The sequence below is a fragment of the Streptomyces sp. NPDC002104 genome, from assembly GCF_053593795.1.
Map to the genome: position 1 here is coordinate 90,329 of NZ_JBSFDF010000003.1, position 25,588 is coordinate 115,916.

The following is a 25,588-nucleotide window of genomic DNA, read 5'->3' on the forward strand; positions in this document are numbered from 1 at the left end:
CCTGACAATTGGGGACGTCCGCCCTCACTTGTTCGGGGGCCTTCGGCTCGCCCCGGCGCATCCGCGTCTGATATGCAAAGGCGAGGTCACGCTGCACATGCTGGCTTTATCGCCCTGGCGTATCGCAGATGCGGCGCTGCATCGTGGATCGGGTCGCCGTCGTCGGCAGCCGCCTGCGCTTTCCCCCGGAATTGATGACCACGTGGTCGACCCGCTGGAACCGCAGAGGGTTGTGGGGATTCCTTGCCGATCCGGATTCCGTTCAGCGCGGGGGCGTCGTGAGGGCGGGCAGCTGCCGGTCGGTGAGCCGTTCGGCCTCCCAGAGGTCGCGGTACGGCCCCGGGCGGGAGACGAGCTGGTCGTGGTGGCCGCGGTCGACGATGCGGCCCTGGTCCATGACCAGTACCTCGTCGAAGGCGGCGAGCGGGGCCAGGCGGTGGGTGACCACGACGGTGGTGCGTGCTGCCCGGGCTCGGACGATGTCGCCGACGAGGAGGTCCGCGTGTGCGGGGTCGAGGGCTTCGGCCGGTTCGTCGAGGAGGAGGGTGGCCGGGTCGGCGAGCAGGGTGCGGGTGAGGAGGACGCGTTGGCGCTGGCCGCCGGAGAGCCGTTCGCCGCCTTCGCCGACGCGGGTGTCCCGGCCCTCGGGCAGGTTCGCGGCCCATGCGGTGAGCCCGCAGAGCTCGCCGGCGGCGTCCAGCCCGCCCGCGTCTGAAGGCAGGCCACCAGCGTGACCAGTCCCAGGGTCAGGGCCACGAAGAGGAAGTGCGTGCCCGCCGTCAGGGCGAACTGCCAGCGGGCGAAGTCGAGGGTTGCGGGGTCCATGCGTCCACTCTGTTTCCTCCGAACGCGCAGATCGTCGTACCCGGGTCGGAACCGGAATGGCCTCCCGAGGCGTAACGGCCCCCGGCCGTACTACTTGAGCGGCCATCCGGGACGGGAGGGCGCCCCGCTGCGGCGGGAAGCGGAGGGGGACCGAGCCGCATCGGGCGACCGGATCGGGCCGGACCGGGCCGGATCGGGCCGGACCGGATCGGGAGTCGATGGCTCCCTGGGGAGTAACGCGGAATCAGTCGTGAGTCCGATATACGGCGCCCTCCCGGCCCGGAGGATTGAGGTACCGGTGCACCGAGCCCCCGTCGGTGCACCGGTACCGAGCGATGCCCCCGGCTCGGCGGTCCGTGCCCCGGGCCGCCCTGGCCGAGGATCAGAACGTGGAGAACCCCCTGCGCATGAGCCTCACCGAGCGGGTCACCGCTGCCGGCCGCCAGGACCCCGCCGCCCCGCATGCCGCCCGCCGCGACGCGGTGCTGGCCCTCGCCCTCCTGGTGCCGTCCGCGGGAATCGCCGTACTCGAACACGACGGGAAGCCCCTCGACGCGGTCGGGTGGGTGCTGCTGGTGCTGGGTACGGCCACCGTCGCGTTCCGCAGGGCCCACACCATGCCCGCGCTGGTGGCCATGGTGGTGTTCATCGGGGCCTACCACGCCCTGGGCTACCACCACGTGGCCCCGACCCTCGGCTCGATGACCCTGCTCTACACGGTCGCCGTCACCGGCACGCCCCGAAGAGCCCTGATCACCGGGGCCGTCGTCATCGCGGGGACGGTCGGCGCGAACTGGATCTCCGACGCGGGGGGAGCCCTGGCCACCCTGCGGGTCTCCGGATGGATCGCGGCCGTGGTCATGGCCGGCGTCCACGTACGGGCCCACCGCCGGCGAGCCGAACGGGCCGAGCGCACTCAGGAGGAAGTCGCCGCCCGCCGGGTCGCCGAGGAACGCCTGCGCATCGCCCGCGACCTGCACGACCTCCTCGCGCACTCCATCACCCTCATCGGCGTCCAGACCTCCGTCGCGTCGCACGTGCTCAACGTCGCCCCCGATCAGCTCGACCGCGCCGCCATCGCCGAGGCCCTCGACCACATCGCCGACACCTGCCGCACCGCACGGGCCGAGGTCCGCACCACGCTCGAAGTGCTCCGCCACGGCGAGAGCGTGCGGCACGAGGAGCCCCTGCCGGACATCGCGGCCCTGCCGGGACTCGTCCGCCAGGCCGGCGCCCGCCTGACCCGGCACACGGAGGGTGCGCGGATCCGTCCCGCCGTGGGGGCTGCCGTCTACCGCATCACGCAGGAAGCCCTCACCAACACCTCCCGGCACGGCGGACCCGAAGCCCGCGCGGACGTCACCCTCACCGCCCGCGAGGGGAGCCTGTACCTGACCGTCACCGACGAGGGCCGGCCCTCCGCCGGCACCGCCGGCACGGCCGGCTCCGGCTTCGGCCTCATCGGCATGGAGGAACGCGCCCGCAGCGTCGGCGGTTCCCTGACCGCCGGACCCCGCCCCGGCGGAGGATTCGCCGTACGCGCCGTCCTGCCCCTCACCGCACGCACCACCCGAGAGGACCACCCGTGATCCGCGTCATCCTGGCCGACGACCAGCACCTGGTCAGAGGGGCCTTCGCCATGCTCGTCACCTCGGCCGCGGACATGGAAGTGGTCGCCGAGGCCTGCACCGGGCAGGAAGCAGTCGACGCGGCCCGCACCGTACCCGCCGACCTCATCGTCATGGACATCCGCATGCCCGAGATGGACGGCATCGAAGCCACCCGGCTGATCGCGGCCGACGAACGGCTCGCGGGCCTGAAGATCCTCGTGCTGACCACCTACGAGTCGGACGAGAACATCGTGCGAGCCCTGCGCGCCGGTGCCTCCGGCTTCGTCGTCAAGGACACCCTGCCCGCCGACCTGCTCGCCGCGATGCGCACCGTGTCCGCCGGTGACTCGCTCCTGTCACCGCGCGCGACCTCCCGGCTCATCGCCCAGGTGCTCCACGTCCTGCCGTCCCCCACCGCCGGCCCCGGAACCGACCTGCTCTCGGGGCGGGAACGGGAGGTCCTCACCCTCGTCGGCCGGGGAATGAACAACACCGAGATCGGCGAGAGCCTCGACCTCAGTCCCCTCACCGCGAAGAAGCACGTCTCGCGGATCATGGCCAAACTCCACGCGCGCGACCGGCCCCAGCTCGTCATCGCCGCCTACGAATCCGGCCTCGTCACCGCCCGCACCGACCGGCCTCAGTGACCCGGCGGGCCCGGCGACCCGGTGGCCCGGCGGGCCCGCGCGGGTCAGTGCACGCCGCTCATCAGCGTCTTGACGCGCTTGCGGTACACGAGGATCGCGATGCCGCCGAGGACCGCGAGGGCGCCCTGGCTCGCGAACCAGGACGGTGCGTCGGTGGACACGCCCGCCTGCTGGAGCAGCGCCACCACCGAGTCGCCGACCGTGACCGCCAGGAACCAGACGCCCATCATCTGGGAGGCGTACTTGGCCGGGGCGAGCTTGGTCGTGAGCGACAGGCCGACGGGCGAGAGGGTGAGCTCGCCGACCGTCTGGATCAGGTACACCATCGCCAGCCACATCGGGGAGACCTTGACCCCGTCGACGGCGATGACCTGGGCGACCATCATCACCGCGAACGAGAGGCCGATCAGGACCAGGCCGACGGCGAACTTGGCCGGCGTGCCCGGCTCCTTGGCCCGCCGGCTCAGCGCCACCCAGAGCCAGGCGAAGACGGGCGCGAGGGCCATGATGTAGAGCGGGTTGAACGCCTGGAACCAGCTCGCCGGGAAGCCGAGCCCGAAGAAGCTGCGCGCCGTGCTGTTCTGCGCGAAGAGGTTGAGCGTGGAGCCGGTCTGGTCGTAGATCCCCCAGAAGAGCGCGGCGGCCACGAAGAACCACACGTACGCCGACATCCGGGACCGCTCGACCTTGTCGAGCCCCTTGTCGCGCTTCATGCGCAGCAGGTACCAGCACGGCAGCACGATGCACAGGACGGTCAGCGGCAGCATCGCCCAGCTCAGGGTGAAGTGCCCGGACAGGCCCACGCATCCGTAGGCGACGGCCGCAACGGCCAGCCAGAGAAGGGACTTGCGGACGACCGAGTTCCGCTCCGCCCGCGAGAGCGGGGTGGGGACGATGTCGCTGCGCCCGGACATGTGCCGCTTGCCGAGGGCGAAGAAGGCGAGGCCGAGGGCCATGCCGACGCCGGCCATGGCGAATCCGAGGTGCCAGCTGACGCTCTGGCCGATGGTGCCGATGGTCAGCGGGGCGATGAAGGCGCCGAGGTTGATCCCCATGTAGAAGAGGGTGAAGCCGCCGTCGCGGCGCGGGTCGTCCTTGTCCTCGTAGAGGTGGCCGACCATCGTGGAGATGTTGGCCTTGAGCAGGCCGGAGCCGACGGCGATGCACACGAGGCCGATGAAGAAGGAGACCCGCGCCGGTACGGCGAGCAGGAAGTGCCCGGTCATGATGACCGTGCCGCCGATGGCGACGGTCTTGCGGGCGCCCCAGGCGCGGTCGGCGAACCAGCCGCCGGGGAGGGCGAGCAGGTAGACCATCGCGTTGTAGAGGCTGTAAATCGCGGTGGCCATCGCCGCGTTCATGGCGAGACCGCCGTGGGAGGCCGGGGCGACCAGGTAGAGCACGAGCAGCGCGCGCATGCCGTAGAAGCTGTAGCGCTCCCACATCTCCGTCATGAACAGGTTGGCCAGCCCCCGGGGGTGGCCCATGAAGGTCTTCTCGGGGCCGGCGCCGGTCGTGGTGCTGTGCTCGTCCTGCAGCAGGCTGGACGCCATGTTCGGTCCTCACGTGCTCTGGGCGCGCGCGGATCGCTGTGCGGAGGCGCCCGATGGGAGGGTCGGCACCGGCGGGCCCTCCGCCCTCCCGTACGCGCGGGGGCCGGCCCTCAGGAGGAGCCGGGCGGGGGCGGAACGCGCCGGGATCCATGCCCGGGTGCGCCATCGCATCCGGACCCGACCCACAGGTCATTCACTGCTTTCCAGCCTGCCGGGTCCGATGGCGTACGAACAGGGGCTTTCGGAGGCCTGATTCTTCTGAAAGTCCCTGGCGAAGGTCGGTCCCGGGACGGGGTCCCTCTTTCGTTGACATTGCGTTTCCTCGCCGAAATTCAATCACTCCGGCCGGGATGGATGTGACCCCGATCACAGGGTCGTAGGTCACTTACGAAGAGGTCCCGTGGATAAAGGAGAGGCCCGCCGACACCCTTGTCCCCGCTGGGATTCTCCGGGTCATTCCTGCTGGGCGAAGGGCGGTGACCTCACCCTGAGCTACTAGCTGGAATCGTAGGAGGCTCTTTTGCCGGATTGTTTTTCCGCCGCTAAGAATGGATTCGCCAGGGATTCCCCTTATTCGAAGAGGTTGCCACGCATGTCCGAGACCAGTACTCCCGGCCACAGTCGTCGTACGAGGAAGGCACGCCGGCTTTCCCTTGCCGGTGCGGCCGGCTTGGGGGCCGCCGTCATGGCCTTCACCCTCGTCGCCGGAACCGACTCCGCCACGACCGCCGCGAGCGCAGCGAGCGACACGAGCGCAGCGAGCGCCGCGATACCGGCAGCCGCACCCGTCGCCTGGAGCCAGGCCGCCGACAGCGCGCAGCCGCAGACCGCGCACCACGGCCGCCGGGCGGAGAAGGCCCATGCACCGGTCCGTGCGGACCATCTGAACGGCTGGATCAGGGAATCGCTCGGGATCATGAAGAAGCACGACATCCCGGGTACGTACGCCGGGCTGTACAAGAACATCATGCGCGAATCCAGCGGCAATCCGTCGGCGATCAATGGCTGGGACGTCAATGCCAGGGAAGGCGATCCGTCCATCGGTCTGCTGCAGGTCATCCGCCCGACCTTCCAGGCCTACCACGTGCCCGGGACGGCGGATTCCCAGTACAACCCGGTCGCCAACATCGTGGCCGCCGCCAACTACGCGGCCGCCCGCTACGGCTCGATCGACAACGTCGACAGCGCCTACTGATGCCGCTCACGTGGCGAGTCCGACGACGGCTTCGAGCAGGCATCGCCCGCCGAACACCCTCCCGACAGCCCCTCGCTCGTCCGGGAGTCGGTCACCTGAGCCGGTCGACGAGGATCATCGCCACGTCGTCCGTCAGGAGGCCCCCGGTGTGGCGGATCAGCGCACGGTGCAGTGCGTCCAGGAACTCCTGGGGGGAAGTGCCCGCGGGGATCTCCGCCATGGCCTGCGGCAGGGGGAAGAACTCGTCGGCACCGTTGCGCGCTTCGATCACGCCGTCGGTGTAGAGCAGCAGCCGGTCGCCCATCGGGAACGGGTAGGTCTCGGGGGCCGCGGGCGGGCCGGGCACGAGGTCTTCGAGACCGAGCGGCGGCATGGGCGTGGCGGGCATCAGGGTCCGTACCTGGCCCCGGCGCAGTGCCAGCGGGGGCGGATGGCCGCGGCTGACCAGGTGCACCACCGGTTCGTCCGGCACCTCGGCGATGAGCGCGGTGGTGAATCCCTCCAGGAGGACTTCGGGGAGTTCCTCCTGGGAGTAGGTGCCCGTCACGGTGGCCTCCCGCCGCAGCGCGGCCGCGCAGTGGTCCATGACCTCCCGCAGGTCCTCCTCGTAGTGCACGGCCTCCCGGAACGCGCCCAGGGCCACCGCGACCGCGCGTATCGCGGACAGTCCCTTCCCCCGTACGTCACCCACGATCAGCCGGACGCCGTAGCGCGTCTGTACGGCCTCGTACAGATCTCCGCCCACCTGCGCTCCCGTACCGGCCGCGAGGCACATGCTCGCCGCCCGCACCGGGCCCAGGAGCTCGGGAACGGGCCGCAGGACGACCTCCTGGGCCGCCACCGCGATCCGGCGGACCTGGTCGAGTTCGCTCTGCCTGCGCGCCCGCACCGCCTTGCTCAGGGTGACACTGGCCACGGACACCACGATGATGCCCAGGAAGTTGCCGATGATCAGCTGGGTCTGCGTTCCCCACGAGTGGTTGTAGGTCGCGGAGGTCGCGTTCACGGCCGCGGCGAGGGCCGCCGCGGACAGCGTGCCCACCGGGCCCATCGTCAGCGCGGCCAGCGCCGGCGTCGTGGTGAGCACGGGACCGGTGACCAGATCGTGTGCGGGCGAGAGCTCGATGCCCAGGACGCCCAGCGCGATCGCGAAGGGCGCGCACTTGGCCAGCGCGAACAGGAGCGCGCCCTGGCCGCCCGCTCCGGTGCGGGGGAACGGTCCTGGCCGAACGGGCGGGCGAGGATGTGACCCCATGGAACCAGCCTGCCTCGGGCAAGCTGTTACGGCCTCCCGGCGGAAAACCGTGCCCCCGTGCCCCCGTGCCCCCATGCCCCCGTGCCCCCCCCGTGACTCCCGGCACCCCGGCCCCCCGCCCCGGCGCCCGCGCGTTCTCCGTGGCGGGTGGGTGATCTTCCGGCGAGGAAGGCATGTCGCGCGTCTGTGCGACTCGTGCTCTAGTTTTCTGTCCCGCATGACCTCACTTCGCCGTTCTCGGCGTGCCCGTCTGCTGGCGGTGTGTGTCGCCGCTCTCACCGCCCTGCCGCTGGTCGCGGCCGCCGGTGCCTCCGCAGCCCCCCTGACCGCCGCCCGCGCCCCCTCCCCGTCCGGGGAGGACAGGGCGCTGGTGCGCGAGCGCACCTTCCCCCTCGACGCGGAACTGTTCCGCACGCTGTGCACGCCGGGTCCGGTCGGCGTGCCGCGCGAGCGCACCTTCGAGTTCTTCGAGGACGTGCGCGTCACCGCCGTCGAGGACGGGATCGACGACGACCACGGAACGGTGGTCTGGAGCGGCCACGCCAAGGACCGGCCCGACACCAGCGTCGTCGTCGCCCTGCGCGGCCTGTGCAGGACCGCGGCCGGCCGCACGTCGGAGGGGCCCGTCGTCGTGGAGGTCCACGCGGACCTCGGCGAGCGCGTCTACCACGCGCGATCCGTCCCCGGCCGGCCCACCCAGCTGCGCGTCACCGAAGAGGACCCCTTCCTCCGTGCGCTGCGGGCGCCCGACAAGCAGGTCATCGACCCGGCCTCCGCGTCGGCCCTGCGCCGGTCCCTCCAGGGAGGGGTCGAGGCCACGGCCGACAAGCCGGTGGTCATCGACGTCATCGCGGGCTACACCCCGAAGGCCGTCGCCACGGCCGGCGGCCAGCAGCAGGTGATCAACAGGATCTACTGGGCCGAGCGGAAGATGAACGAGGCCCTCGCCGACAGCAACGTCCCCGCCAGCATCGACATCCTGGGCACGTACAACACGAACTACCAGGGCGACAACACCGCGGAGGTGATGCGCGGGAAGCTGGAGAACCCCCAGGACCCGGATCTCGGATCCAGGGCGGACGAGCTGCGCCGCCGCTTCGGGGCCGACCTGGTGACCGTGGTCAACGACACCGGGACCGGGTCCTCCGGCAACGCCAGCCTGCCCACGCGGGGGAACTTCAATTCCCAACTCGCTTTCTCCGCAGTTGACTTCAACTCTCTGATCAGCTTCTACAACCTCGGTCACGAGCTCGGCCACAACCTCGGACTGTTCCATGACCGGGACACCCTGCGCAGGTTCGATCCGACCTCGGTGAACAACGTCAACGCCCCGTACGGGACCGGGTGGGTCACGCCGAACCTGCGGCACCGCACCCTCATGGCGTACCCCGAGTCCTGCCTCCCGCAGCTGTGCACCGTCGTGAACCAGTACTCCAACACCGAGAACACCTTCAACGGCCAGCCGCTGGGCGACGCGAACAACAACAACGCCGCCCTGGCCCGGCTGTCCACGCCGATCGTGGCCGGGTACCGGACCCTGGTCGACAGCAGGATCCGGCACGCCCTCACCGTGTCCTCCACCGAGGGCGGCACCATCCGCCCCGCCGTGTACGGGCCGTACAAGCCGGGCACCGTGGTCGGCGTCACCGCCCGCCCCGACGCCGGATTCAGGCTCGCCGCCTGGATCTACGACGGTGTGCAGTACGACGCCGCCGCCCAGTTCAACGTCACCATGGACCACGCGCACACGCTGCGCGGGGTCTTCCTCCCCCTCCCCACCACCCCCTGATGCGTACGGGCGCGCCCGGACCCGCCGTCACGGTGCGTCCGGGCGCGCCCGGTGGACGCGGGCGAGGACGAGCACCGTGTCATCGGTCGGCGGGGTGGGCAGCAGACTCGCGAGGACATGGTCCGCCATCGCCTCCAACGGCCGCGGGGCACGCGCGAGTTCGATGCGCAAGGCCTCCAGGCCGGCGTCGATGTCCCGGCCGCGCGCCTCGATGAGGCCGTCGGTGTACAGGGCGAGGGTCGCGTTCCGGGGGAGTTCGATCCCGGTCGTCCGGAAGGGGAAGCCGCCCACCCCCAGGGGCACTCCCAGGACTTCGCCGATGGTGTCCACCGCTCCGTCCGGCCGGAGCACCAGGGGCGGGGGATGGCCGGCGCTGGCGATGCGGGCGCGGCCGCTCCGCGGGTCGTAGACGATGTACAGGCACGTCGCCAGCTCGATGCCCGCCTCCCGGGCGCACGCGTCGAGTTCGGTGAGCAGGTCGGCGGGGTCGCTGTGGTGCCCGGCCAGGGCCTTGGCGGTGATGCGGAGCCGCCCCATCGCGGCGGCGGCCGCCACTCCGTGCCCCATCACGTCGCCCGCCACGAGCGCGACCCGGCCGTCGGGCAGGCCGATCACGTCGTACCAGTCGCCGCCGACCTCGGTGATGCGGCTGCCGGGCACGTACCGGTGGGCCACGTCCACGTACGGGCTGGCCGCCAGCGCGCTGGGCAGCAGTGCCCGCTGCAGGGTGAGCGCGATGTCCTGGACACGGCTGTACAGACGGGCGTTGTCCAGACAGATTGCGGCGCGCGAGGCGAGCTCACCTGCCAGGCTGACGTCGTCCCCGGTGAAGGCCGGGCGCCCGGCGGACCGGCCGAACATGGCGAGCCCCTGGACGGTGCCCCGGGCGATGAGCGGGGCGACGAGGATGCAGGCCAGGCCGCTCTCGGCCAGGAGCCGTGCGCGTGACTCGATGAGCACGGTCCGGGCGAGGAACTCCTCGTTCACCACGGCGGAGATGGCCCGGCCCGTGCGCAGCATGTCGTGGATGACGGAGCCGGGCGGATACCGCACCGTCTCCAGCCCGCTCACGAGCTCGGTGGCCGGCGGGGGCAGGAGCGTCCCGGACGCGATCCGGCGCGTGATCAACGGCCGCTCCGGGTCGAACTCCGCGGCCTCGTCCATCCATTCCACGACCTCGACCACGGCCCCGTCGCAGAAGTCCGGCATCGACGCGTCGACCAGCTCCTGGGCCGTGAGGTTCATGTCCAGGGTGGTTCCGATGCGCGTGGAGGCCCCGTCGAGCAGGGCCAGCCTGCGGCGGCCGGCGGTGGCTTCCAGGATGGCCCGCTCCCGGTCGGTCACGTCCACCATCAGCCCGCCCACCCCGGGGCGCGAGCCGACGGCCCGCGTCAGCGGGAAGAGGCTCACCGACCGCACCTGGTCACGGTCCGGATGGCCGTACGGGCGCGTGCCGACGAGCATGCCCACGACCGGCGGCCCGCCCCGGGCGACGGTCCGGAGCACGTGCCGGTACGCGCCGCCGTCGGACATGAGCATGATCTCGTCCATGGGCCGCCCGAGGTGCGAAGCGATCGGGAGGCCGTCCATGTCGGCGAGCGCCTGGTTGAGGTGGACGTACCGCAGGTCCGGGTCGAGCATGACCAGGCCGATGGGGCAGGTCTCGAAGAGGGCGTCGAGGAAGGCGAGGTTGGTCTTGACCCGGTCGAGCTCGTCGCTGCGGCTCGCCAGGACCATCACCGCCGAACGCCCTCCGGATCCCCTCACGGAGAAGGCCCGGAAGCCGCACTCGAAGACCGTGCCGTCACAGTGGCGTGCCGTCAGCCGGCCCCTCCAGTACCCGAGGGTCCGGCCCCGCTCCGCGAGCCGGGCGCAGGCGTCGGCGGCGCTGCGGGGCCCGTCGGCGAAGAGGACGGCGCCGGGCGCGGACAGCACGGCGGTGGAGTCGTACCCGTAGAGGTCCTGCGCGCCGGGTCCCCAGAAACAGACGCGGTCGCCGTCGTCGACACCGAAGACGGCCACGGGGACGTGCTCCAGCATGGTCCCCGGCTCGGACCGGAACGGGCCGTGGGCCTCCTCGCCCCCCGGCAGAGCCGATGGCACGAGATGCTCCCTTTCCTGCCGTTTCCTCCCGCCGGTGCCTCCATTATGCGGACCCCCTCGGCGGTCCCGGTTCCCCGTGCCGGTATTCCCGGGCCGCGGGGTGGTGAAGATCACGGTCCGTGAGGCGCTGGCTACGGTCGCGTAGGTCATGATCCGCGGGGAAGTATGGGGTCCCGTGGCAGCGACGACGACATTTAAGACCAAGACCATTGGCTCGTACGCGGCGCTCGGGGACAGCTTCACCGAGGGCGTGGGTGACCCGGGACCGGGGAACACCTTCCTCGGCTGGGCGGACCGGCTGGCCGTCCTCCTGGCCGACCGGTACGAGGAGCGGTACGAGCACTCCGGCGCACCGGGCGCACCAGGAGCACCGGGAGCATCCGGCGCCGCCGGTGCCCCCGGGGGAGCGGGCCCGTCCGCGGAAGGCGCCGGTCCCGGCGCCTTCCGCTACGCGAACCTGGCCGTACGGGGCCGGCTGCTGGACCAGATCGTGGCCGAGCAGGTCCCCCGGGCCAAGGAGCTCGCGCCGGACCTGGTGACCTTCTGCGCGGGCGGCAACGACATCATCCGGCCCGGCAGCGATCCGGACGCCGTGGCCGAGCGGTACGAGGCGGCCGTGCGCGACCTCAGCGGATCCGTCGGCCTGGTCGTGATCACCACCGGCTTCGACACGCGCGACGTGCCCGTCCTCAAGCACATGCGGGGCAAGATCGCGACGTTCAGCGCGCACGTCCGGTCGATCGCCGACCGGTACGAGTGCCCCGTGCTCGACCTCTGGTCGCTGAAGTCCGTACAGGACCGGCGGGCCTGGGACGGCGACCGCCTGCACCTCTCGCCCGAGGGGCACACGCGGGTCGCCCTGCGCGCCGCCCAGGTGCTCGGCCTCGCCACCCCGGCCGATCCGGACCAGCCCTGGCCGCCGATGCGGCCGCGCGGGTCGGTGGACACCACCCGCGACAACATCCTCTGGGCGCGCGAGCACCTCGTGCCGTGGATCGGCCGACGGCTGCGGGGGGAGTCCTCAGGCGACCACGTGGAGCCGAAGCGGCCGGACCTGCTGCCGCTGTAGGGGCGCCGCGGGGCGGTCCCGGGAGCGGGTGAGGGGGCAGCCGGGCAGCCTGCCGGACCGGGGACGGGGCGCGTTCGCGGGCGCGTAGCGGAATCCTTGGGGGGTGTCGTGCGTTGGGATGGTGGTAATCATGAGAACGCCCTGCCCGCACCCCCCACACTGGAGGCGCCTTGACCGGCTCCCGTCCCTTGCGTCCACGGCTGCGCGCACTGCGGCCCGAAGCCTTCGGCGCGGACCCGTCCGGTGCCCGGCTGGAGCGGATCCGGCGTTCGCCGAACTTCGCCGACGGAATCTTCCAGAACCCGGCCGGGACCAGGACCAGACCCTCCGGGTCCATGGCGGAGTTCGCCAAGATCTACTTCCACAAGGAGCAGCGCCTCCGGCGCAGCCCCGGCGCGCCCATCCCGGTCTACCCGACGACCCTCGCGGAGCTCTCGAAGCCTCCGCGGAGCGGCCTGCGGATCACCTGGATGGGCCATTCGAGCGTGCTCGCGGAGATCGACGGGCGCCGGGTCCTCTTCGACCCCGTCTGGGGCGAGCGGTGCTCCCCCTTCCCCTTCGCCGGACCCAAGCGGCTGCACCCGGTACCCGTACCGCTGGCCTCGCTCGGCGAGGTCGACGTGGTGGTGATCTCGCACGACCACTACGACCACCTCGACCTGCCGACGATCAAGGCCCTGGCCGGTACGGACACGGTCTTCGCCGTCCCGCTCGGCGTCGGCGCGCACCTGGAGCGCTGGGGCGTCCCGGCCGGCCGGCTGCGCGAGCTCGACTGGAACGAGACCACCAAGGTCGCCGGACTCTCGCTCACCGCCACCCCGGCCCAGCACTTCTGCGGGCGCGGCCTGCGCAACCAGCAGTTCACCCTGTGGGCCTCCTGGGTCGTCGCGGGCGACGAGCACCGGATCTACCACAGCGGTGACACCGGCTACTTCTCCGGCTTCCAGGAGATCGGCGCGGCGCACGGCCCCTTCGACGCGACGATGATCCAGATCGGCGCGTACTCGGAGTTCTGGACCGACATCCACATGACGCCCGAGGAGGGCGTGCGCGCCCACCTCGACCTCCAGGGCGGTACCGCGCGCGGCACGATGCTGCCGATCCACTGGGGCACCTTCAACCTGGCCCCGCACCCGTGGGACGAGCCGGGGGAGGGCACGGTGACCGCCGCCGAGGGAGCCGGAGCGGCGATCGCCCTGCCGATCCCGGGGCAGCCGTTCGAGCCCGGTGCGGCGGACGCGCCGAGCGCGCCGTGGTGGCGGCCCTTCGTGGCCGCGGGCTCGCCCCCGCCGCTCACGCCGGCCCGGACCCCGGCGGCGGAGCGGCCCGCGGCCGTGACCCGTGAGGAGCCGGAGGCGGTGGGCTCCTAGGGCGGGCCGGGACGAGGGCCGGCCGGGACGAGGGCCCGCCGGGACGGGGGCCCGCCGGGACCCACCCGCCCCACCAGTCCTACCCGTCCCACCAGGGCCCACCGGCCCCGGCACCCGGCGGAGCGGGCCCTCCCGATGCGGGAGGGCCCGCTCGCGCATGTGCCGGCCCCGGCCGGGCGCCGGGCGGGCGGCCCTCCGGCGGGCGGCCACCGGGCGGGGCGGGAGGGGGCCGGGGTACGGACAGGGGGGCCGCGAGGGGCGGCGCGTGCCCGCGGGGCGCCGGGGAGTGTGCGCTCCCGGCGCATTCGGGCTGTCGTACGAGCGCTCCATCGGGAGCGGGAAGCACCCGGGCGAAGTTCCCCAACTGGCCGTCCTGGGGCAGAGCATGCGGTCTAGCGTGGGTATCCGGTGATCAACACCGGATCCCGGGAAGCCCGGGGGCCGGGCCCCACCTACCGAGGACGCCGATGTCCGGACTCCGCGCCGCCCGCCACGCCCCGTCGAGACACGCCGTCACCGGTCCCGGCCGGCAGATACGGCCCCAGCTGATCCGCGCCGCCCTGCTGCCCACGCTCGCCGCCGGGCTCAGCGGCGCCGCCGCGGTGCTCTTCGCGCTCCAGCTCGGCGGCGGCGCGGGAGCCCGCGATCCCCGGCTGTGGCCGGTGCTCGGCGGCTGCGCGCTGCTCTTCGCGGGCGCGCTCGCGGCCGCCCTGCTCGGGGCCCAGCGCGCGGCCAAGACCGTCCGCGACCGCTGTGAGGCGCTGCGCCGCTCCAGCGTCCGCGGCCGCCAGGAGCTGCACACCACCGCCGACCGGCTGGAGCGCGGCGAGCTGCCCGCGCGCCCGGTGCGCGGGGGACCGGCCGCGCCGTCCTTCGGACCCGAAACGGCGGGAATCGACGAGTTCTGGCTGCTGGCCCAGGAGCTGCGCGGTGCCCGCGAACAGGCCCACACGACCCTGGTCCGCCTCGGCGGCCCCGTCACGCCCTCCGACAGCGACCGCAAGGTCGAGGTCTTCGTCAACCTCGCGCGCCGCCTGCAGTCCCTCGTGCACCGGGAGATCTCGCTGCTGGACGACCTGGAGGACACGGTCGAGGACCCGGACCTGCTCAAGGAGCTCTTCCACGTCGACCACCTCGCCACCCGGATCCGGCGCCACGCGGAGAACCTCGCGGTGCTCGGCGGAGCGGCCTCGCGCCGCCAGTGGACCCGGCCCGTCGACCTGAGCGAGGTACTGCGCTCCTCGGTCGCGGAGGTCGAGCAGTACACCCGGGTCAAAGTGGTGCCCCCCGCGGGCGGTTCCGTACGCGGCCACGCCGTCGCCGACGTCGTGCACCTGCTGGCCGAACTCGTCGAGAACGCCACCGTGTTCTCCGCTCCCGACACCGATGTCGTGGTGCGCGCGGAGCGGGTCACGGCCGGGATCGCGGTCGAGGTCGAGGACCGGGGCCTCGGCATGCCGCCCGAGGAAGCGCACCGGATGAACGCCCTGCTCGGCGACCCCGACCAGATCAGCGTCCGGCACCTGCTGGCCGACGGGCGGATCGGCCTGTTCGTCGTCTCCGCGCTGGCCCGCAGGCACGGGATCGCCGTGGAGCTCAAGTCGAACATCTACGGCGGCGTGCTGGCCGTACTGGTCCTGCCCCAGGAGCTGCTGGGGGCCGGGGCGCCGAGCGCGGCCGACGCCCTGGGCGGCTCCCGCGCCACCGCGTGGGGGACCGGCGAGGGGGCGGGAGCGCCCCGGCTGGAGCCCGTACGGTCACCCCTGCCCGGGCCGGAGCCCGCGGCTCCGGGCACGGCACCCGCGGGCGCGGCACCCGGCGGCGCGGCGCCCGTGCGCGTGCGGACCGTACCGGCGCCCGCCGCGCCGCCGCTCCGCGCCGTACCGGCCGCCCGGGACGGCGGCGAGCGACCCCCGCTGCCCCGGCGGCGGGCCCAGGAACACCTCGTCCCCCAGCTGCGCGAGGCCCCCGCACCCCGGCCGGGCGGCGGCGAGGGCGCGGAGGGGCCCGTGCACGACCCCGGCCTGATGGCCGCCTTCCAACGGGGCTTCGGCCTCGCCCAGTCGGAGCACCAGACGTGACCCCGGCCTCTCACCCGACAGCTAAGGAGCGCACCCCCATGGGCGGCGAAGCGGCGACCACGATCAGTACGACGACCACGATCAGTACGACGACCACGCGGCTCTCGGACCTCGACTGGCTGCTCAGCGGCCTGGTCCAGCGGGTCCCGTACACGCGCAGCGCGGTCCTGCTGACCGCCGACGGGCTCGTCACCTGCCTGCACGGACTCGACGCCGACAGCGCCGACCACCTGGCGGCCCTCGCCTCCGGGCTGTACGCGCTGGGCCGCAGCGCCGGATCCCGGTTCGCGGAGGGCGCCGAGGTCCGGCAGGTGGTGGTCGAGCTCGACACCGCCCTCGTCTTCGTCTCGGCGGCCGGATCCGGCACCTGCCTGGCCGTACTGGCCGACCGGGAGGCCGACGCGGGCGTGCTCGGCTACGAGATGGCCATGCTGGTCAAGAGCGTCCGCCCGTACCTGGCCGCCCCGCCGAGGCGGCCCGTCACCGACGTGGAGCGATGAGGGCCCGCGCCAGGGGGGCGACGGCGCCGGGGGGACCGCGCGACGTGCCGTGGCTGGACGATTCCGCGGGCCGGGTCATCCGTCCGTACACCGCGAGCGGCGGCCGGACCCGGCCGTCCGTCGCGCTCGACCTGCTGTCGCTGGTGACGGCGACCGGCGTGCGCCCGCGCGCCCCCCTCGGCGCCGAGCACGTCCTCGCGCTCCGGCTGTGCGCCGGCTCGGCCGCGGTCACCGTCGCCGAGGTGGCCGGGCACCTGAGGCTCCCGGCGGTGGTGGTCAAGGTCGTCCTCGGCGACCTGATGGAACACGGGGCCGTCACGGTGCGGGCGCCCTGCTTCCCGGCCGGAGGTTCCTTCGCCGACGACGACCAGTCCCTGCTCCGGGCGGTGCTCGATGGCCTGCACAAACGGCTCTGACCCGGCCGCCCGCGGACGCTCCGCGACCTTGAAGATCCTGGTCGCGGGCGGGTTCGGGGCGGGCAAGACCACCTTCGTGGGCGCGGTGAGCGAGATCGAGCCGCTGAGCACGGAGGAACTGCTGAGCGGGCCGGGCGAGGTGGCCGACCCGCTCGACGGGGTCGGGGCGAAGACGACCACGACCGTGGCGCTGGACTTCGGCCGGATCACCCTGGACGAGCGGAACGTGCTCTACCTCTTCGGTACCCCGGGCCAACAGCGCTTCTGGTTCCTGTGGGAGGAGCTGTGCGCGGGCGCGCTCGGGGCGGTGGTGCTCGCCGACACGCGCCGCCTCGCCGACTGCTTCCCCGCCGTGGACTTCTTCGAACGCCGGGGGGTCGGCTTCATCGTCGCCGTCAACGAGTTCGACGGCGGCCACCGCTACACCCCCGGCGAGGTGCGCGACGCCATGGGGATCGGCACGGAGGTGCCCGTCGTGCGCTGCGACGCCCGCCTGACGAGCTCGGGAACGGGGGTGCTGGCCGCCCTGGTCCACCACTTGCTCGGCGCCCCGCACCCGACGCGTGCGGCGGCGCACCCGGAGCACGCGATGTCCATGAATGAGGTCCGCGCCGCGCGCGGAGCGACGTGATGTGGGGGAGACACCATGACGTACTACGAATCGACCGGCCACCTGCTGCTCACACCGGTGGACCGGGAGGCGCCCGCGCGCGTGCTGCGGCTGCGCGAACTGGGCCTGGGGGAGCGGACGGACGGTGAACTGGACGCGTTCGCGCGCCGGGTCGCGGACGGGCTCGCGGCGCCGTACGCCGGGGTCAACTTCATCAGCGAGGAACGGCAGTTCTTCGCCGGCCTGCACCACGCGGCCGACGCCCCGGCGAGCGGCTATCCGGCGCGCGCGCTCCCCCGGGACCACGGGTACTGCCCGCACGTGGTGGTACGGCGGCGCGCGCTGGTGCTGGAGGACGTACGGGACTTCGCGCGCTTCGCGGGCAACGCCGTCGTGGACGAGAGCGGGGTGCGCTCCTACGCGGGCGCGCCCCTGACCGACCGGCGCGGGATCGTCCTGGGGACGGTGTGCGCGGTGGACGTGGTGCCGCGGCGCTGGGGGCTGGCGGGGCTCGCGACGGTGAAGGCGCTGGCTGCGGAGCTGGTGGAGCTGCTGCACGAACGGGAGGACCGCACGGCCCGGGGGTGATTGTCAGTGCCCGGGTCTACGGTCGGAGACGAGGCACTGCCCGTGTCAGGGTCCGTGTCGGAGAGGAGTCGGGGGATGGCCACGACGGCGGAGGACGTCAGGGCGATCGCGCTGTCGCTCCCGGACAGCAGCGAGAAGCTCGCCTGGGGCATGCCCACCTTCAGAGTGGGCGGCGCGGCGAGCGGGAAGAGCGGGAAGATCTTCGCGGCGCTCGGCGACGACGACACCTCGATCGGGGTGAAGTGTCCCCGGGAGGACCGCGCGGAGCTGCTCGCGGCGGAGCCGGAGAAGTTCTTCATACGCCCCGGCCACGACGACACCTACGCGTGGATCCGGGTCCGGCTGGCGGCGGTGGAGGACACCGTGGAGCTGCGCTCCATCCTGACCGACTCCTGGCGCCAGGCGGCCCCCAAGCGCCTGGCGGCCGCCCATCCGGAGCTGGACGGCCGGGGGCCGGGGAGGCCGCTCACCGCGGGGTGAAGGCGGCGATCCGCGCACGCAGCGAGGCCGGGGCGAGTCCGTGGGCCGCCGTGTGCTCCTCGATCGTGCCGTAGCGGCGCAGCTCCGCGCGGCCGACCCCGAGGCCGAGCACCCGGTGCGGGACCGCTTCGAGGGCCCGGTTCGCGGCCGCCGTGGAGGTGCCCGCGAGGTACGGCTCGACCAGCACCACGTCGGCCGGGCCGGGCCCGACGGCGGCGCGCAGTGCCGCGTCGTCGAAGGGCCGTACGGTCGGCGCGTACAGCACGCCCACGTCCATGCCCTCGGTCGCGGTGAGGACGTTGTCGAGCAGGGGCCCGACGGCGACGACGACGCCCGCACGTCCCTCCCGTACGGTCTGGAAGCGCAGCCCGTCCACGGGCCGGGCCGTGGTGTTCGACTGCTCGGAGAGCCGGACGTAGACCTTGTCGTCCCCGGCGGCGTAGGCGTGGCGCAGCAGCGCCTCGGCTTCGTCCGGATGGCCCGGGACGTGCACGGTCCAGCCGTCCAGGGTGTCCAGCAGGGCCACGTCGCCCGGTGCCATGTGCGTGAACCCGCCGGCGGGCCAGTCGTAGCTGGCACTCGCACTGACGAGCACCCCGCCCGTGCCCTGGTGCCCGAAGTCGAGCTTGATCTGCTCGAAGGGCCGCTCCACGAGGAAGCTGGCGAAGGTGTGCACCACCGGTCGCAGCCCCGTGAGGGCCAGGCCGCCGCCCACGCCGACCAGCAGCTGCTCGCGGATGCCCACGTTGATCACCCGGTCCGGATGGCGCTCCTGGGCGGGCCGGAAGCCGTCCATGGCGATCTCGGCCAGGACGACGGCCAGCCGGGGCTCCTCGTCGAGCGCTCGCGACGTGACCGAGACGAACCGTTCGCGCATGGTGTCCATGTCTCCCCCTCTGAGGCGTTCTTGAGTGTTCTCGGGTGTTCTTGGGTGGTGTCCGGCGTTCTCCGGCGCTGTTCCTCAGCGCTTCCTCTCGACGCGGGCGACCACGGCGAGCGGCCGGCCCGGGTGGGGCGTGGTGTACGCCGTGTGCAGCGCCGCGTGGTCCCGGCCGTCCACGGTGACCGCGGACCAGCCGGCGGCCTCGAAGCGGGAGGCGATGCCGCCCCGCCAGCCGTGGGTCGCGGAGTCGTTGTCGATCACGATGGTGTGCAACCGCTCCAGGCCCGCCGGGCCGGCGTACGCGATCGCCTCGTGGTTGCTCCCCTCGTCCAGTTCGGCGTCCCCGATCAGCACCCACACGGCCGGGTCGGTGAGCCCCTGGGCCCGCAGCCCGAGCGCGCTCCCGACGGCGAGCGGCAGTCCGTGGCCGAGGGAACCGCTGCCGATCTCCACTCCGGGGATCAGGGTGCGGTCGGGGTGGTGCCCGAGGGGCGAGTCGTACGCGCCGAACCCGCTGAGCCAGTCGACCGGGAAGAAGCCCTTGGCGGCGAGGACGGCGTAGTAGGCCATCGGTCCGTGCCCCTTGGACAGCAGGAACCGGTCCCGGCCCGGATCCCCGGCGCTGTCCGGCCCGACGCGCAGGATCCGGTCGTAGAGCACCCACAGCGCGTCGAGCGTGGAGGTGGCGGCGGGGCCGTGCTTCTCGGCCCCGGTCATGAGGGCCATGAGGGCCCCCAGGTCTTCGTGGCGGAACCGGGCGTCCGCGGCTGCAGTCGGTGTCATGGACCGATCGTGCAACCTCAAGCACGCTTGAGGTCAACACCCGCCCGGCCCGCTCCCGCCCCGCCGCGGAGCGGAAAGGTGCGCGCGACCACCTCCGGAAGTGCGGTATCGTTCTCCTGCGCGTTCAAACGGGGGAAACCCCAGGTCAACGCGTATCGGGACGTGGCGCAGCTTGGTAGCGCACTTGACTGGGGGTCAAGGGGTCGCAGGTTCAAATCCTGTCGTCCCGACCATGCGGAAACGCAGGTCGGAGGCCGTTCTCTCATACCGGGAGAACGGCCTTTGCCATGTCCGGCCTCTTTCGCTCGGCCTCTTTCGGGCGGCTTCCTTCGGGTGGCCCCGGCCGGTCCTCGTCACGGGCGGGTCGCCCGGACGATCCAGGCCGCAGAGGCGTACAGGACGCCGTCCCCCGTGTCGTGGGCGGTCAGGGTGGCCCTCAGGGCGCCGATGGCGCGCCGCCGGCCCTCTTCGTCGAGTCCTTCGAGCATCCAGCCGAGCATGCCGAGCGTGAACCGCTCCGCGTCGTCGGCGTCGTCGCCGAACCGCATGGCCTCGCCGTGGGGTTCCAGTCGGACGCCGGTGAAGCCGGCGGCGGCGAGCACCGTACGGACCCGCTCCGGGTCCGCGAGTGCGAACGGCCCGGGCGCGTCGGGCGCGGGCGCGGGCGGCGGGCGTCCGGCGGCCAGGGCGCCGGTGAGCGAGCGGAACCATTCATTGCCCGCCGGTGCCTGCCAGACCAGTTGCACGAGACGTCCGCCCGGTCGCAGCGCGCCGGCGATGTTGCGGAACGCGGCGACCGGGTCGGCGAAGAACATCGTCCCGGTGCGGCTGACGGCCAGGTCGAACGCCTCGGAGGAGAAGGGGTGGACCTGGGCGTCGGCCTGCACGAAGCCGGCGTTGCGCACTCCCTCGGCCGCCGCTCGCCGGCGGGCCACCCGCAGCATCGCCGCCGAGAGGTCCACACCGAGGGCCCGGCCGGCGCCCGCCCGGCGCGCGGCGTCGCGGGTGGTCTCGCCGGTGCCGCAGCCGATGTCCAGCACCTGATCGGCGGCGGACACGTCGGCCGCGGCGAGGAGGTGCGTGCGATAGCGGCGTACGGCGCGGTCGTAGCGATCGGCGTGCCGCGCCCAGTGGGCGCCTTCCCGGCCGTCCCAGGCGCGGGCCTGTTCGGTGTTGACGGGATCGACCCGGAGGGTGCTGGTCATGACCACCACCGCCTATGCTGGGAAAACAGTACCAAAGGGAGTATTTGGGCTATTTCCGGATTACGCCTGGAGGATGGCGATGTCAAGGGGTCCGGCGCTCACCACCACGTCCTACGCGATCCTCGGCCTGCTCTCGATCCGGCCCTGGAGCACGTACGAGCTCGCGCAGCAGATGGACCGGAGCCTGGGCCGCATCTGGCCCCGGGCCCAGAGCAAGCTGTACGAGGAGCCGAAGAAGCTCGTCCGCCACGGCCTGGCCGAGGCGGCGAAGGAAGCGGTCGGACGGCGGCCGCGCACCGTCTACCGCATCACCGCCGAGGGGCGGCGCGCGCTGGCCGACTGGCTGACCGGGCCGAGTGCCGGCCCGGTCCTGGAATCCGAACAGCTCCTGAAGGTGTTCTTCGCGGACTCCGGCACCAGAGCCGACACCCTGGCCACCCTCCGCGGAGCCCGGGACTGGGCCGACGAGCGGAACCGGGAGAACGCGGCGGCCGCGCGGGCCCATCTCGCCGGGCGGGCCCCGTTCCAGGAGCGGGCCGCCCAGACCATGCTCGTCGGCCGCTTCCTCACCGACTACTACCGGCTCGTCGCCACCTGGGCCGAGTGGGCGACCACCGTCGTGGAGCAGTGGCCCGACGAGCCGGCGGAGGCCGTCCCGGACCCCGGGGAGCTGGCCGAGATCCTCCGGCGCGCGGGCTGGGGCGCCGGCGCCGGGGACGAGGCGTGAACACGCGGCGCCCGCCGAGCCCGCCGAGCCCGCCGCGGGCGTCGCGCCCGTCGCGTCCGGATTGCCGCTCCACCCATCCGGCGTAGCGTGAATTGGGGGCCCATCCACCGGCGGACAGCCCCGGGCCCGCCGGAGGTCGCACCGTCCCGGGCCGGGGCGCGAGGAGCGATGGCCATGGGCAACTTCACTGTGGACCAGCTGAGTCAACGGGTGCGCGGCACCGTCGTCACTCCGGGGGACGAGGACTACGACGAAGCCCGCACGGTCTACAACGCCATGATCGACAGGCGGCCGGCCGCGGTCGTGCGCTGCGCGAACGCGGGCGACGTCATGGCGGCCGTCGACTTCGCCCGGGAGAACGAGCTCGACCTGGCGGTCCGCGGCGGCGGCCACAGCGTGCCCGGCTTCGGGACCTGTGACGACGGCGTGGTCGCCGACCTGTCCGCGATGCGCGGCGTGCGCGTCGACCCCGTACGGCGGACGGCGCGCGCCGAGGGCGGCGCGACCTGGGGCGACTTCAACGCGGCCACCTACGCGTTCGGCCTGGCGACGACGGGCGGGATCATCTCCACCACCGGCGTCGGCGGCCTCACCCTGGGCGGCGGCATCGGCTACCTCGACCGCGGAATGGGCCTGAGCTGCGACAACCTGATCTCCGCGGATGTGGTGACGGCGGACGGACAGCTCGTCGTCGCGAGCGAGCAGGAGCACGAGGACCTCTTCTGGGCCCTGCGCGGAGGCGGTGGCAACTTCGGCGCGGTGACCTCCTTCGCCTTCCGGCTCGGCCCCGTCAAGGATATCTACGGCGGGCCGATCCTCTTCGAGCTGGACAGCGCCGGCGCCGTGCTGCGCGCCTACCGGGAGTTCATCGCCGACGCGCCGGAGCAGCTCGGCGCGTTCCCGGCCTTCCAGATCGCGCCGCCGCTGCCGTTCATCCCGCAGGACCGGCACGGCGACACCTTCCTGCTGATCGTGGCGTGCTGGGCGGGCCCGACGGAGGAGGGCGAGCGCGCCCTCCAGCCCATCCGCGACTTCGCACCGGTCGTCGCGGAACACGTAGGCGTCATGCCGTACCCGGCACTCAACAGCGCCTTCGACGCGCTGGTGCCGCCCGGGCTGCAGCACTACTGGAAGGCCAACTTCGTCACGGAGCTGAGCGACGAGGCCATCGAGGCGCACCTGGTGTACGGCCCGCGCGTACCCGCCGTGAACTCGACGGTCCACATCTACCCGATCAACGGCGCCTGCCACCGCGTCGCCCCGGACGCCACGGCTTTCGCCTACCGGGACGCCTCCTTCGCCACCGTCATCGCGGGCATGTGGCCGGACCCCGCCGACAACGACGCCAACACCGTCTGGGTCCGCGACTACTACGCGGCCACCGCCCCGCACTCGGAGGAGGGCGGCTACGTCAACTTCATGGCGGAAGACGACCAGGACCGCATCCGCGCCAACTACAAGGGCAACTACGACCGCTTGGCCGCGGTCAAGGCAACCTACGACCCGGGCAACCTCTTCCACCTGAACCAGAACATCAAGCCCTAGGTGCCCCTCCTGCCGGCTTGTGCCCGAGGCGTGGTGCACTCACGCCGGCGTCGCGGGGAGGGCCGCGAGGAACGTGCGGACGTGGCGGAGCCAGGTGGCCCGGTCGGCCGGGCCCAGGACGTGGGCGGCGCCGGGCAGGTCGACCAGCCGGGCCCCCGGGATGCCGGCCGCCAGACGGTACGAGCTGTCGGGCAGCACCAGCCGGTCGCCGGTGGGCGCCACCACCAGGGTCGGGGCGGACACCTTCGCCAGGTCGGCCCTGACGTCCACGCGGGACACCAGGTCGAAGTGGTCCAGGATGCCCGGCGGCATCACGGTCAGGGTCCGGGCGACAGCGTCGCCGAGGGCGGCCGGTCCGAGACCCGCCAGGTCCGCCGGGGCCATGCAGGACAGGAGGGCGAGCCGTGCCACGTCCTCCCACTGAGCGGCGGCTGCCAGGGACTTGATCAGCCGAGCGGCGAGGTCCAGGACGGGGTCGGCAACGGCGAAGCCGGCGGTGAGTACGAGGGCCCGGACGCGGCCGGGGTGCCGGGTGGCGATCCGGACGGCCACGGCGCTGCCGAGGGACTCCCCGAGGACGGCGAACGAATCCTGGCCGGCCGCGACGGCGGCCGCGACCAGGCGGTCGGCGAGGTCGTCCAGGTCCAGGGGGGCGACGGCCACGGGAGAGCGACCGGCCCCGGGGTAGTGCGGGCCGACGAGCGTGTGGTCCCGGGAGAGGTCGTCGAGGACGAGGCCGAAATTCCCCTCGATGCCGCCGCCGGCGCCGTGCGCGAGCAGAAGCGCAGGGCCGCGCCCCCGTACGAGAACGTCGAGGTGAGGGGCGGGAAGTGCGCGATCAGTGGTCATGGCTCCGACGCTAAACTCTGACATCCATGTCAGAGTCAAGTCGGTCACGTCGGTCACGTCGCGGCGTGGGCGGGGGAGCGGGGATGAGGCGAGCGGCATGCGCATGAAGGAGATGGTGCGGCGGACCGGGGTCCACGAGCGGCTGCTGCGCTACTACGAACAGCAGGGGCTCCTGACACCCGGAAGGCTCACCAGCGGCTACCGCGTCTACGACGCGTCCGACGTCGAGACGGTGCGACGCATCCGCTGTCTGCTGGCGGCGGGCCTTTCGACCGCTCTGATCGCTCAGGTCCTGCCCTGCATCCGGGCAGACGACGAGCGCCTCGTGCCCGCCTGCCCGGACCTGCTCGCCCAACTGCGGCAGGAGGGCGAGCGGATCACCCGCACCATCGAAGACCTGCAGGCCTCGCGCGCGATCCTCGACACCATCATCACCGCCGCACCCTCAGGGGCACCGGGACGCTGAGGGGACGACGCCGCACGACCTGCTGACGGCGGGACGGACGGGGCAGGGCGGGGCGGGGCGGGGGTGTTCCCCCGCCCTGCCCCCGCCCCGCCCTGCCCCTCGCCCCGGTTATGGAACCGTGGTCCCGGCCGCCGGGTGGGCCTTGGCCAGGGTGCAGACGCCGTCCACGCACTGGCGCTCAAGGCGTCCGCGCGAGATGGTCTGCGCCAGCCCGACCATCCAGCAGGTGGGGCAGCCGCGGAAGGCGACGAGGGCCAGTGGGGCCGCCAGCAGGGCGACCGGACCGACGGCGGGCGCCAGCGCGATCGAGCCGGCGATCAGCCCGAAGCCGATGGCCCCGCGCGCCAGGTGGCGCGGAACGGATGTGCTGGCGTAGTTCATGGGCTTCACGGTCATGCGTCTCCTCCTCCTGCTCGTTCCGCTCCCTCGATCGACGGGTCGGCCGCGGCCAGCGAGTGGCGCAGTGCCGCGCGTGCCCGGTGCAGCCGTGACTTCATCGCGGTGGTGCTCAGGCCGAGCGCATCGGCGACCCGCCGGCCGGGCAGGCCCTGGACGTCCCGCAGGATCAGGACCTGGCGCTGGTCACGGGGCAGGGCGCTGATCGCGGCCGCGACCCGCTCCGCCTCCAGCCGGTGCAGCACGAAGTCCTCGGCGGACGGTTCCGCGGGCCCCGGCCCGGCCGGGGCCGGGGTTCCGTCGCTCCGCGGGACCACGAGCCGTACCTGCCGCAGGCACTCGTTGCGCACGATCCGGAACATCCACGAGGCGAGGGCGCCCGTGGCCCGCAACGTCCCGATCTTCCGGTAGAGGATGATCAGCGCCTCCTGCGCCGCGTCCTCCGCGTCCTGCGGCGAGGCGCAGAGCGAGAGCGCGAACTTGCGCACATGGGGCTGTGACTCCATGACGACGGTGGTGAGGGACGCGACGTCACCGTCCTGGGCGGCTCTGATCAGCCGTTCGTCCGGCCAGCGGAAGCGTGGATTCATGTCCTGCTCATTCGTGGAAGGTCTCCCGTACCCATACCCGTACCTGTCGCCGG

The 25,588-nt window shown here is 72.9% G+C and carries 25 protein-coding genes, 1 tRNA gene and 2 pseudogenes; 16 read left to right on the forward strand and 12 right to left on the reverse strand.

Going from position 1 to position 25,588, the window contains the following annotated elements:
* Positions 1-262: 262 nt before the first annotated feature.
* From ACWCP2_RS04050 to ACWCP2_RS04060, 3 genes and pseudogenes are all read right to left on the reverse strand, one after another.
* On the reverse strand, positions 263-448 hold the full coding sequence (locus tag ACWCP2_RS04050; protein WP_450907162.1) for a hypothetical protein: 186 nt from the start codon (positions 446-448) through the stop codon (positions 263-265).
* 135 nt (positions 449-583) lie between these two features.
* Positions 584-721: pseudogene (locus ACWCP2_RS04055) on the reverse strand (hypothetical protein); the annotation flags it as partial.
* 23 nt (positions 722-744) lie between these two features.
* Positions 745-825, reverse strand: a pseudogene (locus tag ACWCP2_RS04060) (hypothetical protein); the annotation flags it as partial.
* 389 nt (positions 826-1,214) lie between these two features.
* Between ACWCP2_RS04060 and ACWCP2_RS04065 the strand changes: the two are divergent.
* Entirely contained in the window at positions 1,215-2,414 is a 1,200-nt protein-coding gene (locus ACWCP2_RS04065; RefSeq protein ID WP_450907008.1) for a sensor histidine kinase, read from the forward strand.
* A complete protein-coding gene (locus tag ACWCP2_RS04070) occupies positions 2,411-3,082 on the forward strand; it encodes a response regulator transcription factor (RefSeq protein ID WP_450907009.1) in 672 nt (223 codons plus the stop codon). The genes ACWCP2_RS04065 and ACWCP2_RS04070 overlap by 4 nt, the downstream gene beginning before the upstream one ends.
* 44 nt (positions 3,083-3,126) lie before the next feature.
* Here ACWCP2_RS04070 and ACWCP2_RS04075 read toward each other — a convergent pair whose 3' ends face one another.
* The gene (locus ACWCP2_RS04075) at positions 3,127-4,635 is read right to left on the reverse strand and encodes a peptide MFS transporter (protein WP_450907010.1); all 1,509 of its coding nucleotides are present in this window, start codon (positions 4,633-4,635) and stop codon (positions 3,127-3,129) included.
* Positions 4,636-5,227: 592 nt separating this feature from the next.
* Between ACWCP2_RS04075 and ACWCP2_RS04080 the strand changes: the two genes are divergently transcribed.
* Positions 5,228-5,830: a transglycosylase SLT domain-containing protein gene (locus tag ACWCP2_RS04080; protein ID WP_450907011.1), complete on the forward strand. Its 603-nt coding sequence runs from the start codon at positions 5,228-5,230 to the stop codon at positions 5,828-5,830.
* A gap of 91 nt (positions 5,831-5,921) precedes the next feature.
* On the opposite strand, the gene ACWCP2_RS04085 is transcribed toward ACWCP2_RS04080, so the two are convergent.
* Entirely contained in the window at positions 5,922-7,085 is a 1,164-nt protein-coding gene (locus ACWCP2_RS04085) for a PP2C family protein-serine/threonine phosphatase (protein WP_450907012.1), read from the reverse strand.
* Positions 7,086-7,302: 217 nt separating this feature from the next.
* On the opposite strand from ACWCP2_RS04085, the gene ACWCP2_RS04090 reads away from it, so the two are divergent.
* Entirely contained in the window at positions 7,303-8,874 is a 1,572-nt protein-coding gene (locus ACWCP2_RS04090) for an InlB B-repeat-containing protein (protein ID WP_450907013.1), read from the forward strand.
* Between the two features lie 27 nt (positions 8,875-8,901).
* On the opposite strand, the gene ACWCP2_RS04095 is transcribed toward ACWCP2_RS04090, so the two are convergent.
* Complete coding sequence (locus tag ACWCP2_RS04095) at positions 8,902-10,977, reverse strand: SpoIIE family protein phosphatase (RefSeq protein ID WP_450907014.1); 2,076 nt, start codon at positions 10,975-10,977, stop codon at positions 8,902-8,904.
* Positions 10,978-11,125: 148 nt separating this feature from the next.
* Here ACWCP2_RS04095 and ACWCP2_RS04100 point away from each other — a divergent pair, with 148 nt between their 5' ends.
* From ACWCP2_RS04100 to ACWCP2_RS04135, 8 genes are all read left to right on the forward strand, one after another.
* Positions 11,126-12,046 (forward strand): SGNH/GDSL hydrolase family protein, encoded by a 921-nt coding sequence (locus ACWCP2_RS04100; protein WP_450907015.1) that lies wholly within the window; start codon positions 11,126-11,128, stop codon positions 12,044-12,046.
* A 170-nt stretch (positions 12,047-12,216) separates the two neighbouring features.
* On the forward strand, positions 12,217-13,416 hold the full coding sequence (locus ACWCP2_RS04105) for an MBL fold metallo-hydrolase (RefSeq protein WP_450907016.1): 1,200 nt from the start codon (positions 12,217-12,219) through the stop codon (positions 13,414-13,416).
* A 467-nt stretch (positions 13,417-13,883) separates the two neighbouring features.
* Complete coding sequence (locus ACWCP2_RS04110) at positions 13,884-15,497, forward strand: sensor histidine kinase (protein ID WP_450907017.1); 1,614 nt, start codon at positions 13,884-13,886, stop codon at positions 15,495-15,497.
* A gap of 38 nt (positions 15,498-15,535) precedes the next feature.
* The gene (locus tag ACWCP2_RS04115; protein WP_450907018.1) at positions 15,536-15,997 is read left to right on the forward strand and encodes a roadblock/LC7 domain-containing protein; all 462 of its coding nucleotides are present in this window, start codon (positions 15,536-15,538) and stop codon (positions 15,995-15,997) included.
* Positions 15,994-16,413 carry a DUF742 domain-containing protein gene (locus ACWCP2_RS04120; protein WP_450907019.1) on the forward strand — a complete coding sequence of 140 codons (420 nt, stop codon included), beginning with the start codon at positions 15,994-15,996 and terminating at the stop codon, positions 16,411-16,413. The genes ACWCP2_RS04115 and ACWCP2_RS04120 overlap by 4 nt, the downstream gene beginning before the upstream one ends.
* Entirely contained in the window at positions 16,391-17,044 is a 654-nt protein-coding gene (locus tag ACWCP2_RS04125) for a GTP-binding protein (protein WP_450907020.1), read from the forward strand. The genes ACWCP2_RS04120 and ACWCP2_RS04125 overlap by 23 nt, the downstream gene beginning before the upstream one ends.
* Positions 17,045-17,059: 15 nt before the next feature.
* Positions 17,060-17,611: a GAF domain-containing protein gene (locus tag ACWCP2_RS04130; protein ID WP_450907021.1), complete on the forward strand. Its 552-nt coding sequence runs from the start codon at positions 17,060-17,062 to the stop codon at positions 17,609-17,611.
* A gap of 75 nt (positions 17,612-17,686) precedes the next feature.
* Positions 17,687-18,091 (forward strand): MmcQ/YjbR family DNA-binding protein, encoded by a 405-nt coding sequence (locus tag ACWCP2_RS04135; protein WP_450907022.1) that lies wholly within the window; start codon positions 17,687-17,689, stop codon positions 18,089-18,091.
* Here ACWCP2_RS04135 and ACWCP2_RS04140 read toward each other — a convergent pair.
* Both ACWCP2_RS04140 and ACWCP2_RS04145 read right to left on the reverse strand, forming a co-directional pair.
* Positions 18,078-18,977, reverse strand: a complete 900-nt coding sequence (locus ACWCP2_RS04140) for a transketolase family protein (RefSeq protein WP_450907023.1) — start codon at positions 18,975-18,977, stop codon at positions 18,078-18,080. The two genes, ACWCP2_RS04135 and ACWCP2_RS04140, sit on opposite strands and share 14 nt — an antisense overlap.
* Before the next feature lie 75 nt (positions 18,978-19,052).
* Complete coding sequence (locus ACWCP2_RS04145; RefSeq protein ID WP_450907024.1) at positions 19,053-19,757, reverse strand: transketolase; 705 nt, start codon at positions 19,755-19,757, stop codon at positions 19,053-19,055.
* Between the two features lie 156 nt (positions 19,758-19,913).
* On the opposite strand from ACWCP2_RS04145, the gene ACWCP2_RS04150 reads away from it, so the two are divergent.
* A tRNA-Pro gene (locus ACWCP2_RS04150) sits at positions 19,914-19,990 on the forward strand.
* A 120-nt stretch (positions 19,991-20,110) separates the two neighbouring features.
* Here the strand turns inward: ACWCP2_RS04150 and ACWCP2_RS04155 are convergent.
* Complete coding sequence (locus ACWCP2_RS04155) at positions 20,111-20,962, reverse strand: class I SAM-dependent methyltransferase (RefSeq protein ID WP_450907025.1); 852 nt, start codon at positions 20,960-20,962, stop codon at positions 20,111-20,113.
* Positions 20,963-21,041: 79 nt separating this feature from the next.
* Between ACWCP2_RS04155 and ACWCP2_RS04160 the strand changes: the two genes are divergently transcribed.
* Both ACWCP2_RS04160 and ACWCP2_RS04165 read left to right on the forward strand, forming a co-directional pair.
* On the forward strand, positions 21,042-21,689 hold the full coding sequence (locus ACWCP2_RS04160) for a PadR family transcriptional regulator (RefSeq protein WP_450907026.1): 648 nt from the start codon (positions 21,042-21,044) through the stop codon (positions 21,687-21,689).
* A 168-nt stretch (positions 21,690-21,857) separates the two neighbouring features.
* Entirely contained in the window at positions 21,858-23,234 is a 1,377-nt protein-coding gene (locus tag ACWCP2_RS04165; RefSeq protein ID WP_450907027.1) for an FAD-binding oxidoreductase, read from the forward strand.
* A gap of 39 nt (positions 23,235-23,273) precedes the next feature.
* On the opposite strand, the gene ACWCP2_RS04170 is transcribed toward ACWCP2_RS04165, so the two are convergent.
* Positions 23,274-24,083 carry an alpha/beta fold hydrolase gene (locus tag ACWCP2_RS04170; RefSeq protein WP_450907028.1) on the reverse strand — a complete coding sequence of 270 codons (810 nt, stop codon included), beginning with the start codon at positions 24,081-24,083 and terminating at the stop codon, positions 23,274-23,276.
* Between the two features lie 97 nt (positions 24,084-24,180).
* Between ACWCP2_RS04170 and ACWCP2_RS04175 the strand changes: the two genes are divergently transcribed.
* Positions 24,181-24,549 (forward strand): MerR family transcriptional regulator, encoded by a 369-nt coding sequence (locus ACWCP2_RS04175; protein WP_450907029.1) that lies wholly within the window; start codon positions 24,181-24,183, stop codon positions 24,547-24,549.
* A gap of 108 nt (positions 24,550-24,657) precedes the next feature.
* On the opposite strand, the gene ACWCP2_RS04180 is transcribed toward ACWCP2_RS04175, so the two are convergent.
* Together ACWCP2_RS04180 and ACWCP2_RS04185 are read right to left on the reverse strand one after the other, a co-directional pair.
* On the reverse strand, positions 24,658-24,945 hold the full coding sequence (locus ACWCP2_RS04180) for a hypothetical protein (RefSeq protein ID WP_450907030.1): 288 nt from the start codon (positions 24,943-24,945) through the stop codon (positions 24,658-24,660).
* Positions 24,942-25,535, reverse strand: a complete 594-nt coding sequence (locus ACWCP2_RS04185) for an RNA polymerase sigma factor (protein ID WP_450907031.1) — start codon at positions 25,533-25,535, stop codon at positions 24,942-24,944. Before ACWCP2_RS04185 ends, ACWCP2_RS04180 begins: the two co-directional genes overlap by 4 nt.
* Between the last annotated feature and the right edge of the window lie 53 nt (positions 25,536-25,588).